At 32.6% G+C, this 13,352-nt stretch carries 17 protein-coding genes and 3 pseudogenes; 19 read left to right on the top strand and 1 reads right to left on the bottom strand.

Features of this window, described 5'->3' with window-relative positions:
• The 3 genes and pseudogenes from RYK07_RS07615 to RYK07_RS07605 form a co-directional block, all read left to right on the top strand.
• Positions 1-239: pseudogene (locus tag RYK07_RS07615) on the top strand (23S rRNA (uracil-5-)-methyltransferase RumA); the annotation flags it as partial.
• Positions 240-565: 326 nt separating this feature from the next.
• Positions 566-1,051, top strand: coding sequence for a Panacea domain-containing protein (locus RYK07_RS07610; RefSeq protein ID WP_033687004.1), 486 nt, complete (start codon positions 566-568; stop codon positions 1,049-1,051).
• Complete coding sequence (locus tag RYK07_RS07605; protein ID WP_050492415.1) at positions 1,044-1,847, top strand: hypothetical protein; 804 nt, start codon at positions 1,044-1,046, stop codon at positions 1,845-1,847. Before RYK07_RS07610 ends, RYK07_RS07605 begins: the two co-directional genes overlap by 8 nt.
• 29 nt (positions 1,848-1,876) lie before the next feature.
• Here RYK07_RS07605 and RYK07_RS07600 read toward each other — a convergent pair.
• A pseudogene (locus RYK07_RS07600) lies at positions 1,877-2,977 on the bottom strand (IS3 family transposase).
• A gap of 104 nt (positions 2,978-3,081) precedes the next feature.
• Here RYK07_RS07600 and RYK07_RS07595 point away from each other — a divergent pair.
• From RYK07_RS07595 to RYK07_RS07520, 16 genes and pseudogenes are all read left to right on the top strand, one after another.
• Positions 3,082-3,606 (top strand): hypothetical protein, encoded by a 525-nt coding sequence (locus RYK07_RS07595; protein WP_033680277.1) that lies wholly within the window; start codon positions 3,082-3,084, stop codon positions 3,604-3,606.
• A 2-nt stretch (positions 3,607-3,608) separates the two neighbouring features.
• A complete protein-coding gene (locus RYK07_RS07590) occupies positions 3,609-4,970 on the top strand; it encodes a hypothetical protein (RefSeq protein ID WP_084926334.1) in 1,362 nt (453 codons plus the stop codon).
• A 58-nt stretch (positions 4,971-5,028) separates the two neighbouring features.
• A complete protein-coding gene (locus RYK07_RS07585) occupies positions 5,029-5,238 on the top strand; it encodes a hypothetical protein (RefSeq protein WP_314853245.1) in 210 nt (69 codons plus the stop codon).
• Positions 5,239-5,269: 31 nt separating this feature from the next.
• Positions 5,270-5,440: pseudogene (locus RYK07_RS07580) on the top strand (ATP-grasp domain-containing protein); the annotation flags it as partial.
• Positions 5,441-5,536: 96 nt separating this feature from the next.
• On the top strand, positions 5,537-6,133 hold the full coding sequence (locus RYK07_RS07575; protein WP_084926335.1) for a hypothetical protein: 597 nt from the start codon (positions 5,537-5,539) through the stop codon (positions 6,131-6,133).
• 175 nt (positions 6,134-6,308) lie between these two features.
• Positions 6,309-6,926 carry an SAP domain-containing protein gene (locus RYK07_RS07570; RefSeq protein ID WP_314853243.1) on the top strand — a complete coding sequence of 206 codons (618 nt, stop codon included), beginning with the start codon at positions 6,309-6,311 and terminating at the stop codon, positions 6,924-6,926.
• Positions 6,927-6,966: 40 nt separating this feature from the next.
• Positions 6,967-7,821 carry an ADP-ribosylglycohydrolase family protein gene (locus RYK07_RS07565; RefSeq protein WP_314853242.1) on the top strand — a complete coding sequence of 285 codons (855 nt, stop codon included), beginning with the start codon at positions 6,967-6,969 and terminating at the stop codon, positions 7,819-7,821.
• 29 nt (positions 7,822-7,850) lie between these two features.
• Positions 7,851-8,240 (top strand): hypothetical protein, encoded by a 390-nt coding sequence (locus RYK07_RS07560; protein WP_084946485.1) that lies wholly within the window; start codon positions 7,851-7,853, stop codon positions 8,238-8,240.
• Between the two features lie 235 nt (positions 8,241-8,475).
• Complete coding sequence (locus RYK07_RS07555) at positions 8,476-9,150, top strand: hypothetical protein (RefSeq protein WP_084946486.1); 675 nt, start codon at positions 8,476-8,478, stop codon at positions 9,148-9,150.
• A gap of 144 nt (positions 9,151-9,294) precedes the next feature.
• Positions 9,295-9,951 carry a DUF443 family protein gene (locus tag RYK07_RS07550; RefSeq protein ID WP_314853239.1) on the top strand — a complete coding sequence of 219 codons (657 nt, stop codon included), beginning with the start codon at positions 9,295-9,297 and terminating at the stop codon, positions 9,949-9,951.
• Between the two features lie 42 nt (positions 9,952-9,993).
• Positions 9,994-10,641 carry a DUF443 family protein gene (locus RYK07_RS07545; RefSeq protein WP_261036532.1) on the top strand — a complete coding sequence of 216 codons (648 nt, stop codon included), beginning with the start codon at positions 9,994-9,996 and terminating at the stop codon, positions 10,639-10,641.
• 67 nt (positions 10,642-10,708) lie between these two features.
• On the top strand, positions 10,709-11,374 hold the full coding sequence (locus RYK07_RS07540; RefSeq protein ID WP_314853235.1) for a DUF443 family protein: 666 nt from the start codon (positions 10,709-10,711) through the stop codon (positions 11,372-11,374).
• 49 nt (positions 11,375-11,423) lie between these two features.
• On the top strand, positions 11,424-12,074 hold the full coding sequence (locus RYK07_RS07535; protein WP_314853233.1) for a DUF443 family protein: 651 nt from the start codon (positions 11,424-11,426) through the stop codon (positions 12,072-12,074).
• Between the two features lie 267 nt (positions 12,075-12,341).
• Positions 12,342-12,572 (top strand): hypothetical protein, encoded by a 231-nt coding sequence (locus RYK07_RS07530; RefSeq protein WP_314853232.1) that lies wholly within the window; start codon positions 12,342-12,344, stop codon positions 12,570-12,572.
• 46 nt (positions 12,573-12,618) lie between these two features.
• Positions 12,619-12,984, top strand: coding sequence for an insulin activator factor (locus RYK07_RS07525; RefSeq protein ID WP_033685110.1), 366 nt, complete (start codon positions 12,619-12,621; stop codon positions 12,982-12,984).
• Between the two features lie 220 nt (positions 12,985-13,204).
• A partial coding sequence (locus RYK07_RS07520) for a diacylglycerol kinase family protein (RefSeq protein ID WP_399546552.1) occupies positions 13,205-13,352 on the top strand: 148 nt, incomplete at its 3' end.

Below are 13,352 nucleotides of genomic sequence, written 5' to 3'. Positions count from 1 at the left end.
CAAGTCTTATCCTAGTGGACCCACCAAGAAAAGGACTCACAGAAAGCTTTATCAAAGCAAGCGCTCAAACAGGAGCTAACCGCATCGCCTATATCTCATGCAATGTCGCAACCATGGCGCGTGATATCAAACTCTACCGAGAATTGGGCTATGAGTTGAAGAAAGTCCAGCCAGTGGATCTTTTTCCTCAGACGCATCATGTGGAGGCAGTAGCGTTGATGTCAAGGGAGGATAAATAAAGGCTGAAAAGTGGCGTATTTTCGTTTTTTTGTAAGGTTGTTATCATCAGAGAAGCATTACGGGAAGCTCGGTTTTCTTATATGGAAATATATCTACTAATCGAATTTGCCGAGGCTCAAAAATAAGTGGTACGGTTTAGGCTGTGGATTAGATGTCAGGAGTTGTGATAGTGATTTGGATAACAAGGCTGACCGTAGTTCAAGCCACTCTATATTAAGAGGTAGCCTCGGCAGTGGAATAGATGACAACAAAATTTTAAAAATGTTCACCCAAAACATATAAATAGTGATATAATAAATAGTTATAAAGGAAGGAGGTAGAGACAATGAGCTATAAAGTTTTAGATGTATGTCGTCATGTGATTAATTATAGCAATGAGCACGACTACGGAATCTCAAATTTAAAACTTCAGAAGGTACTTTATTTTATTCAGGCTTATTTTCTGACAAAAAAGAAAGACCACACTCCTTGTTTTGATGAGAAAATTGAAGCATGGGATTTTGGACCAGTTGTGCCAGAAGCATACCATGAATATAAACAGTATGGAAGCGGAGATATTCCTACGATAGAATCTTTTATTATGTTTGATGAAGATGATGTTTGGAATTCTAAAAGAGTTGGGTTTGAGGACACAGCAATTTCGGATGATGATAAATCTCTTATTGATAAAGTCGTAGATAAATTTGCAGATTATTCAGCGACAGACCTTGTGTCATTGACGCACAGACAATCGCCATGGATCGACGCATACACTCCGTATCAGAATAACGAGATAACAATCAAGACAATAAGGGAGTATTTTAATGGCTGATGCTAATTTGGATGTATTGCTCCGAACGACAGATAATACAATAATATCGCTGGAGCAGTCAAAAAAATTTACATACACCAAAAGAAAAATTAACAGTATTTGTGAAGCATTATCTCTTAAGACTCAAAATTACGAGCCACAAAAAACAGTCGAAAATATAGAATCATATATTTCATCAAGCAACAAGTTAGACAGAATCCTTTATTCGGAGATAAGTAATTATGTCTATTCATTGGAAATGTCAGAACGAGGGATTTTTGCTACAAATTTAGAAAAGTTGTTGCTTTATTCACTTGATGATAAAAATGATGTAAATGATGACTGTAAGAAGATGATTGTAAAGATTTACGACCATTTTCAGCTGGCATTACATCAGATTGAAAACGTTAATAATATTTTTGCTAATAGTATTGAAGAGGCAAAAGAGAACCTACAAAAGCAAATAAAAGGTGTTGAAAAAGAATATATCTCCATACTTGGGATATTCGCCGCAATTGTATTGGCATTTGTTGGAGGAATAACATTTTCAACATCCGTTCTGCAGAATATTTCTGTGGTAAGCGTATTTAGACTACTGCTGGTAGTTGATTTCTTGGCATTTGTTCTTATTAATGTAATATATATTTTGGTAAAATTTATTTTTACAATTAACGAGAAGGATGCAAAGCTCTTTAATATTAAGGCGTTGAATATTGCATGTTTAGCTATTGCTATAATTATTGTGATTTCATGGATACTCAATGCAAACCAGATTCGAGACTTTATTTCTCAGTTTTTACCTTGGAGTAAATCATAACCATTCGTCTATGTACTGACCCCAAAAAGTTAGAAAAATAATAATTGAAAGGATTCAGTTCTGTATTGTACAGGGCTAAGTCCTTTTAGTTTTACCTTAATTCGTTTATTGTTGTAGTAATCAATATAGTCTACAATAGCTTGTTCCAATTGCTTAAGCGACTGAAACGACTTCTCATAACCGTAAAACATTTCCGATTTCAGAATCCCAAAGAAGGACTCCATCATACCATTGTCTGGGCTGTTACCCTTACGTGACATGGATGCTTGAATTCCCTTACTCTCTAGGAACCGATGATAAGAATCGTGTTGGTATTGCCAACCTTGGTCACTATGGAGAATCGTATTCTCGTAGTGCTTCTCTGTGAAGGCCTGTTCCAACATCGTTTTTACTTGTTCTAAATTAGAAGAACAAGAAAGATTAAAAGCAATAATTTCGCTGTTAAAGCCATCTAAAACAGGCGATAAATACAATTTCTGCGTGCTATTTGGAATGGCAAACTCTGTCATATCCGTATAACACTTTTTACTTGGTCTAGATGCTTCAAACTGGCGTTAAATGAGATTCTCTGCTTTCTTGCCAATCTCTCCTTGGTAAGAGGAATACTTCCGTTTCCGGCGAATTCGAGCACTTAAACCAAGGATTTTCATCATACGTTGGACCTTCTTATGATTCATCACAAAGCCACGATTTCTTAGTTCTAAGTGGATCCGACGATAGCCATATTTGTCCTTATGCTCACAATAAATGGCCTGAATTACAGCTTCAAGTTCCTGATTCTTATCCGTTTGCCCTAGATATTTTAAGTGGCAATAGTAGGTCGAACGGGCAAGCTTAATAATCTTTAGAAGAATATCTAAAGAAAACTCTGTTACAAATCCTTGAACAATTTCCGTTTTTCTTTTTCCTCCTTCAAGTAAGACCTTATCAATCATTTCTTTTTTTAGTTCTGGATAATAATAACAATTCTTACCTTTCTTGACGGTTTTTATCCCATAACGGTCAATTAATTTCATCATGTATCTTAACCCAGAAACATCTAAATCAAATCTTTTTGAAAGCTGCTTGAATCTTTGACCTAGCTTTCTAAGTTCATAGATTTGAACTATATACTCATAACTCAATTTCATAATAAAACACCCCAAAAGTTAGATTTTTTCTGTCTAACTTTTGTGTTGCAGTTTTTTAATTACATCATGGTATAATTAAGAAAACAAAATATAGAGGATTTTTTATGAGTAAAGAAGCAGTATTTCAAAATGTAGAATCACTACAACAAGTTGTAAACATAATTAATGAGGCAGCGGCAGCACTTAATGATAAAACACGTACAATAAGAGAGAGTCCAATTCCAGAAGTGCTAGCTGGTGCATTGGGGGCAGGCATTGGTGGGATAGGTTCATTTGCAGCTCTTTATGGTTTAGGTACTGTAGGGTTATCAGCGGCTGGTATTACTTCGGGTCTTGCAGCTATTGGCGGTGTCGTTGGAGGTGGTATGGTAGCTGGAGTGTTTGTAATGGCTGCTCCAGTCGTTGTATTAGCCGGAGGCGGTATATTATTAGCTTCTAATCTAAAAAATAAACAACTTAAACAGGAAAAAGAACGGTTATATAAAGAAGCATTGCAAAAACATGAAGCTATTATACAAGCTCTGAAAACTGAGGCAGATGCTGATAAGGAACGCCTAGATTATTTACAGAGTTTAAATATCCTCCTAACTCAAGCAATTAAAGATTTGAAAAACGATATAGGGGACTAATAATGAGTAAATTCATTTATTCTGATGAAGAACAAAAATTCAATAATATTTTAACTCATCAAACCAAAGAGTTAGATTTAATAAACAGACCCGATATGTCTATTGCAGAAGAACGTATAGAGGAAAGTGAAAAATTATTGAGAGAGCTAGGCTATACTCTGACTGATTTACCAATAATAGATACCGAAACTAAAAAACAAACTATCGTTGTACCTAAATGGGAAGACTTAGTAATAAAAGCGGAGTGCGAAGTTGGTTCAATGAATGAACTAGATGCACTTTTCACAAATGAAGAATTGGAACTTAATCAGACAGTTATTCAATCATTACAGGATGATTTTAACGACATTCATAAACTTGATAAAATTGATATATCGATTTGTGCAGGAGCTGGTATATTAGCAGCGATTGTTGATATTCTTTTAATTGGAATACCTGAGAAAACTCCGAATGGTTTAAAAGGTGGCCCTTTATCTAATTATGTAAGAGACTGGTTTAATCAACGATTTCCTGAAGAAGAAATGGAAAAGTTGGCAAATTCAAAGGTCAGTAAAGTCCCTTTTGATGCTCAAGATAATCGTCATACTAAAGTAAATGTTAATGGACTATCTGCATATTATCATAGATTGTTATCTCTTGGACATGATCCACTTCTTGGTTTAGTAATTGGTGTATGTGATATTCTAAATGGTAAGATGACTACTATTGATAAAACTGGGAAAATAGTATCTCAATTTATGGATAATTACACAGATAGAAAAGAAAGTGATATTTTTGCAGCAATAGCAAAACAGATAATTCATTTTAAATCTGATATTACGACATCAATGGGATTACCTGCACCATTGATGGGATTATTTAATTTGCTTCAGTTTGGAAAAATTGGTGACGAGGATCAAACAATAGCAGAAATAGTACAAGGAATGTATTACGAAGGCTATGATTTCATTCATTTTAGTAGTATGGCTATTTCTACAATGATTGTTGAAGTTATAGTCAGAATTGGATACTCTCTTAAGAGAATCAACGAAGGACATTCATTAAAAAATTCTATCCCTTTTTCGTTGGATAGAGAAAAACATCCAAAATTACATACGATGCTATTTATTGGACATTCTACAGCTACATCTGCTAATGCAGGGAAAATCTACTTTACAAAAAATCCTATGACTATAAATTACGCACAATGGATTACTTTTGCAAAATATTCATACTCTCAATTAAAATGGGTGCTTATTGAGAAATCCGAATTGAGAGCCTCATATGTTTCGGATAAGATTTATAAGGAAACTCAAGAAGTTTATGATAAATTAAATCTTACCTTTAATAACTTCAGTAATGATAGTGTAGTTATATTTGATTAAATTAATAAACTTAGATAAAAGGAAAACAATGAAAAAGAGTCTATACAATTTATTGTCAATGATTCCAATATATGGAACATTTTTAAAACTTTCAAGTAAAGGTGAAATGAGGTTATGTAGCCCACTGTATCAAGATTTTTTAGATGAAGGAATTAATCCAAATGATATATTCCTACTTCTTGAAAAGAAATATCCTGGTGAGGTAGTTACAAGAGATCGTTTCTACGAAGGTTATAGAGAAATACTGGAATCTTTGAACAAAGAGTAATAAGGAAAAGATTTTCTGTTGTAGATATAATATTAGTGAAGTTGTAGAATTCATGGCACAATGGCGGTGTTTTGTATTAGATGGTCAAGTATTAGGTGTTCGACCCTATACAGGTGATTATCATGCACGTTTTGATGCAAGTGTAATTGATGAAGTGATATCATGTTGGAAAAATGCTCCTATAGCTTATGGGCTATCTGTTTTAAGCTAAATCAATTTTCATAAAACTAGTTTGATTTAGATAATAAAAAACATTGATCATTCAATTATTTAACTAAAAAAGAAAGTAAGGCTTAATATGGAAAATAAAGATGAAAAGAAAGTGGAAAAAGTATTTAAAGGATATATTGAAAAAATCTTCGGAAAAGATTGTTTGAAAGAGATTGAACCATTATATAAAAAAGTAATAGAAAATAGAGATAATAATGTAAAATTTGGTGAATTCGGTGATGATCCAGCAACAATTGAACTTATATTGTATCTTAGAAAAATAATGCGTCAAAAAAAATTAGTACCAACTGAAAAATTGTTAAAAGGAAAATCATTAACGTATGATAATTATCTAGAATTCATTGAAAATGACGGTAAAGTTAGAAGTTGGTTAACAGAGGAATATAAGAAACGTTTTCCTTACTCTTATGAGTCAGAGCCAAAATCCCACATAGACGATTATAAGGAAGATGGTTGGAATTATTTAGAATATCTGAACCAGAACAATCAGAATTATGATTATGATATTGAATGGTTTTACGTTGAAAAAAATGAAGTAGGTCATATATACTACAATGAGTTAGATCATTATTTAACTTATTTGCTAGGTGCTATACGAAGAGGTATGCCAGAGAAGATAAAACAAGGAAAAAATATTAAAAAAGATCTTGAGAAGATTGATTAGAGCTTATCTGTAAGCCTATATGTCTTTATTTATAAAAAGCAAACATATAAGTTAAGTTTTTAATCTTATGGAAAATCTGGTTTAAAATCTTGCTTATTTCTTCCACACAAAGGTAGTAAACTTTCACTCTTTTAAGATGTAAACCAAAATTGTTTTTGAGGAAGGAGGTGTTATATTGATAGAAAGCAGACCCGAGTTTGATAAAATCACATCCTTTGATGAGTTTAATAAATACTATTGGTATCGTGATGAACTTTCACAGATATGCAAGTCATTGGGGCTTGAATATAGAGGTACAAAACGAGAACTCAATGACATTATTGAGCAGTACTTTAAGGGTAATTTGATTAAAAAATCATCAATAAAAAGGAAAAAGAAACGAGTAGAAGTCGTTACCTTGGACACACCCTTACTTGAATGTGGATTCTCCTTTAATGCAGACTTTAGAGAATATTTCTCAACTTTAACAGATGTTTCACCTTTTAAATTTACTGCTGATATGGCGACTGCTTGGAGAAAAGTAAAAAGAGAAAATGATTTGAGTTTTACAATCCAAGATATGCTAAAAGTTTATTATGGAAATTCAGATTATGCTAAGTATGATCATTCGGTTTGTCAATGGAACCAATTTTTAAAGGACTTCTGTGCAGACGAAAATAATCGTAACTGCTCGAATAAACTAAAAGTAGCTTCCATTCTTTGGAAAGAAGTTAGAAATTCAAGTAATGAAAAAATTTATTCAAAGAAACTTTTGACTGAATATGCTGATAGAATAGACGAGTATGAAAAGTAGAAATGTCAGCCTCAACCAATAGTTTGTAAGGAGGAATACCATGCTAGGAGCAATTGTTGGAGACATTGTAGGTTCAGTTTACGAATGGAACAACATCAAAACGAAGGATTTTCCTTTATTTCGTGAGGATTGTTTTTTCACGGATGATACGGTTATGACCTGTGCTGTCGCTGAAGCAATCATGAATGGTGGGCAAAAGGATGACTTTATTGACGCTATGAAGAAATATGGCAGAATGTATCCGGATGCTGATTATGGTGCTCGGTTTAATGCATGGCTAAACAGTGATAACCGTGAGCCTTATAATAGCTTCGGGAATGGATCAGCTATGCGTGTTTCTCCCTGTGCTTGGGTCATGGACTGTAGTTTTTATGCAAGAGCTGGTATGTGGCCATCATCTAGAGGACTTGCTAGTCTTTCTGCAGAGGTAACTCATAACCATCCAGAAGGTATCAAAGGTGCCATGGCTACAGCTGATGCTATCTTTCTATGTCGATTTTACTTTGGTGGTTATTGTAGCGAACATGAGCAACCAATTAACGACAATCCTACAGAGTGTAAAAGACGGATTAAGGATTATATAGAGAAGACATACGGCTACAATCTATCTCAAACTTTAGATGAAATCCGCCCTAACTATCGTTTTAACGAAACATGTCAAGAAACTGTCCCTCAAGCCATTATTGCCTTTCTTGAGAGTAGAGACTTCGAAGATGCGATAAGAAATGCCATCTCACTTGGTGGCGATAGTGATACACTTGCTGCAATAACTGGCAGCATAGCAGAGGCAGCTTATGGTATTCCGGATTGGATCAAGGAACAGGCCTATTCCTATCTAGACAACCCGTTAAAGGAAGTCATTGAACGATTGGAGTTTTACATAGCAGGAAAATGATGGTTTAGTTAAGTAGAAAGGTGGCACCGATGGAATTACTTGATAAGTATAAAAAAGAAAAAGTTATAGACGTTATCACTAATATTTTAAAGGCTATTCACCTAAAAAAATATGAAGACATTATGAATTATGTCGATGAGTCAGAGATTGACGATTTAAACGAATTCTTTTATTATATTGAAAAGTCTTTAGAATTGAATGATTTTGACACGATTGATGAGTATGGTGTGGAATGTCATTTCAATCCGCCTTATGAGTATTCCCAATTGGAGATTTATGATTATGATGACCAGACTGGCTTTGCTGTTGATTATGATTTGACTTCAAATTCTGAATTAGTAGATATGGTGTTGCAAGTAGAGTTTCTATATACCGATAATGGCTATACAGTAAGATTTCTTAATGTCGATCCTGGTTAGGAGAAGTTTAACAAGCAATATCCTTAATACACTATTTATACAGGCATTTAAGATTTTCTTGAATGTCTTTTTTTTGCAAGAGTAAGGTTAAACCTTTTAAAACTATTAAGTTTTTCTATCAATATCTTGAATGTCTTTAAATGAAATTTATGAATGAATCTAAATGGTAATAGAAAGTCATTTTCAGTATTTTCATGCTATAATATTCTTAGACTTTGTATTTTTGGAGAAATAAATGACAAAATATAAGCATTTATTATGGATTGCTGGCTTGGTAATCATTCTGGTATCACTGTTTTCATTGAATGGATGTAGTTTTTGGGGTGAAACCATTCCCAAAAACAGAACAAAGGAACAATATGAATTTGAGAAAACGTTTGAGCCTATATTTAAATTTTTAGAACAAGACAAGAAAGACTTTACTGAAGTAAAGTCATACACTAGTGATGTTTATATGAAAAATCAATCTGAAGTCAAAAAGTACGAAGTGGACTTAGATATTAATCAAGCTGACATTAAAGGTAATTACACAATAACACTTGGCGAGGATAACGAAACTGTTCCGGTTACATATTCTAATGGGAAGTTAAATTATGGGTCAGATATAAATCCTTTATTTGATGAGGAAATTCTAAATTTAATGGTTTCAAGAGATTATTTCGCTTCCTTAGATGTGGAAAAAACATTTAAGAGCGCAGAAACTGAATTGAGTGATATTATTTACCAACCAGAAAATCAATCAGAGTTATATAAAAAAATAGTGGAAAAGTATAACCTTCCATCTGACACAAAACTTTCAGTCAGTCTTGGATATGCGTACTATGACAGATACGATATACTACTAAGTTTAGAATCTAAAGAAAAATTGGTTCAAATCAGTGCTGCAATTTATTTAGTGAAAGGAAAGTGAATTTATAAATTCGATTGAGAAAAGCAACCGTCGAGTTGAAATGTCAGCTGTTTTATCGAATGTTGTTTAGAATTTAAAATGTCACAATGTAAGGAATTCGAGAAGCTGAATAAGAATTTATGAAATTAGCTAGAAAGTATTGGGGTGGTAATTTTGAAAATTAATTTTAGAGGATTGGATGTTGCTTATTTTGATGTGTTAGAGATGGGAGAGAAAAAGTACGTTCTCGATTCCAACTCCACGACACCAAAGAGTTATTACTGGGGATTTTCCTCTGAAAATATTGAAGTTGATTTGATAGAACTTGATAGTAAGAATAGAAATTTTGATAAAAAAATTAAGATGGGTCCTTCAGGAATGCGTATGGCATCTATTAGTTTAGGTCTTCTTTCGTATGAAGTAGTAACATCAATTTTTAGATATTATGATATTAGTCATTATCTGTATTTAAAAGTATCTTTATTTCTCATATCTATTTTGGTAGCCTATATTGTCTATCAAGGTATTTTAATCAAATCAAGGAAGGAGATTTCAAGTCGTTTATCACAGGAAAAGAAGAGGTTTAAAATAGTCTTTCAGAATAATAAGAAAAAAAGACAATTCCATGCCTATCTATTTCTCATTTTACATACAATTGCTTTCTCTATTTATATGGGAGAAGATGATGGAACAGAAGCTGCAATTCTAGTGTTGAATGGTTTGTTGGCCTATCTATTTATTTGGATTGAATCTGGCGTTATTCCATTGACTTATGCTTATCAAAAGAAATACCTAGAATTTAAAGAGCTGAAAAAGCTATAATGTAACTTATAACGAAATTCAGAAAGTGTTTGGGTGGTAAATGTGGAATTAAAATTTAAATATTCGAATATAGCAGTTTTTAGACTCGTAGAGTTTAAAAATAAAAGTTATATCTTAGATCCTACTACTATAAAAGGCAAATCCTATTTCTTCGGTTCGCTTCCGAAAGAGGTTACTGCTGAAATGGTTGAGTTATCTCCATCTAATGATAGTTTTAGAATAAAATCGAAAACACCAATAGGCGCATCTACTGCTCTAGTTATCATGATTCAGCCACTTGTGGGCTTCTCTCATACGCTGATGAAAGATGCCTTTATTAGCTGGGGAATCAATCAGCAAATTTTAATGAAAGTAGTGTTATTTGCTTTCTCTGTATTTTTGTCATATCTTATGGCTGTCTTTTATGAAAAAAGTGCGGTAGGGAAGTTTGAATCAAGAGTACCCAAAAACAGTAAACGTTGTCGACTTGTTTTGGAACCCAAAGGTAAACGAATGATTGATTGGTGGTATATTACTCTTGGAATTAATGCTGTTTGTTTAGCATTTTTTATAGGACTTGACAGTGGTTATGAAAGTGCTATATTGGTTATAAATGGCATAATTTCGTGGTGGTTTTTTGTAATACTGAGAATGCCACAAATCCCAGAGTATTATAAGACACTAACATTAACTGAAATTGAAGAGCTATAAATACAGAACGTTGAGAAGTTAGAAATGACTTTGATTCCGGTATTAAATCGATTCAGAAAGTGTTTGGGTGGTAATTTTGGAAATTAATTATAGAGAAACGAAGTATTTTTGTCATCAACTTGTAGAACTAAATGGGAAAAAATATATATTAGATGCAAGTTCAATGACTCCCAAGTTCTACTATTGGGGTGTTCCAACGGACGAATTAACGGTTGAGATGACAGAACTTAACAGAGAGGATATCAATTTTAGTACCCCGATTAATAAGTTTAAAGCTTCATATGTGGCAATCATGGTCCAACCTCTTATAGTCATTGTTTATTCTTTATTGAAAACTTTTTTTAAAGAGTACAATATTAGCCAACAGATAATTTTAAAATTAGTAGTATTTTGCGCATCTATACTATTCTCCTACTTCATTTTTTATTTTACAAGAGAGAAAGAACGTAAAAATGTTAAAGCTTTACTGCCTTCTTCTAGCAGAAGATATGAGATGATTTTTAAACCAGTATCTGCAAGAAAGCAAGTTTTTGATGCCTATATTTTTAGTGTCCCTATAATAGCTTGTTTGGCACTTTATTTGTCTATTAATGATGGAGGAGAAGGGCTTGTTCTCGTTATCAATAGCATTATCACATTTTTTCTTCTATCATTTTTATTTGGAAAGATTCCCATTCTTTCCGCTTATAAGATTAGAAACGTCACATTTGAAGGAATTAGAGAAATTAAATAAGTCATTTGATTCAAGTATTAAATCAATTCAGAAAGTATTTGGGTGGTAAATGATTAATTTAAAGTTTAAGAATGCTAATACGATGGCGTATAGTATTGTAGAAATAGAAAATAAAAAGTATATTATGGATTTAGGTTCAATGATAGGGAAAAGCTATTTTCTCGGATTGATGCCTAACTTAATCACTCTTGATATGATTGAGTTAACTCCCTCTGATGATAGTTTTGAAATTAAGTCTAAAACAAAGATAGGAACAACTACTATATCTATTATGGTGCAACCATTTGTAGCTCTACTATATAGAGCTATGGAATCAGCTTTTATTAGTATGGGATTGAGTCAACAGATATTTATGAAGAGTATACTATTTGTCTTGTCTATGATTCTTGCATACTTAGGAGCTGTTTATTATGAAAAAAATTCTCGACGTAACGCATTATCAAGAATACCAGAGAAAAGCAAACGTTATAGAGTCAAGTTTAAACCAAATGGTAAAAGAAATCCTGTATTATTGTTTGGCTTTTTATTGAATATTATTTGTTTTGTATTTTTTATGGGCATTAATGATGGTTCCGAAGGAGCAGTTTTAGTTATAAATGGATTGATATCAACATTTTTCTTTTTTATAGCTAGAATGCCGACAATTAGTTCTTCATGTAGGAACAAGGAATTGATCCCAGTTGAAATAGAAGGAATCTAATGTCATAATTTCGAAATAATAACATCTTTTTGTGAATCTAGAAAACAAGAGACATTATGTTTAAATCCAATAAATGGCTGTACTTTTTATTATCCATTCCTTTTCGCTTCTTTTTTAACATTTCTAAGCTATGGGAATTTTCTTCTTAACAACAACGGAAAATTTGTCCATGAAAATGAAAAGATTATCAAGAGTGCAATTATTACCTACCTGGAAGATGAGGAAAAACAATCAATAAATTCTATTAAACTTTTACCAAATACAGCTATGGGAGAGTATGATAATGGTGGTGATGTGGGTGGAAGCTATCATATTCATTTTTCAGCCTATGTTAACGATAATCCTAAGCAGTCTTTAAAAGTGGAGTTGTATTTTACAGATGCAAGCATTTCACCTTTTACTTTGATTAAACCCGATCCCTTTAAAGACAAAAAGAAGAAGATGTCACGATGGTTTATAGGTGAGATTGAGATTTTAGATGATCCTGCTAGGGATTGATTAAGAGAGAAAGAAAAGTTTTATAAAATTAAGAAAAGAGCCTAGTATGAAATCACATAGTTTGTTTTGTTTTAATGGAGTAATATCATTAACGTGTTCTCCCTTTATTGCTTATGCTTTTTTATATAGATGGGAGTTAAGGTTTGTTAACGGTGCTCTTCGTTTTGTTGATAAGCCGGAATGGGCATTCTCAATGAACCTAATTAGTTTCATGTTTCTTGTTTGTGCTATACTTGCAATTTTCATTTATAAAAAAGAAGAAAATGGTCGTAAGAAAAGCTTTTTATTTCTCTTAGCGGCATCTATTACAGGTTTCGTACCGTTTCTCTCAATTTTTTCTGCAATTTTTGCATTCATTTCGGGAATATTGTATATAGGTGACTTTAATAAGTTAGCTAAAAAAATTAAGTAAGAAGTTAGCAACAATAACACTTTGTTTTAAAAAGCTAAAGTATAAAAAAATGTTATTTTCATTTTTTCTACTAGACAATATGCTTATTACCGTATCGTAGATTATTTTAATCTCCAGTACGTCATATTTCTCTTTTCTATATTTTCATTGTATAATAGGATTACATTTACTTACATACGACGAAATGTAAACATTTCTATTTAAAATTAAGGAGAAATTAATGAAAAAGGCAATGTTAATTATCAACCCTACCTCTGGTGGGGAGAAGGCTTTAGATTACAAAGAAAAGCTGGAGAATAAAGTAAAAGAATATTTTGAGCACGTAGAAACCAAAATTACCGAAAAAGCTTTGGATGCAACACATTTTG

The sequence above is a fragment of the uncultured Granulicatella sp. genome (assembly GCF_963528315.1).
GTDB lineage: Bacteria > Bacillota > Bacilli > Lactobacillales > Aerococcaceae > Granulicatella.
This window is presented reverse-complemented; position numbering and strand designations above follow the sequence as displayed.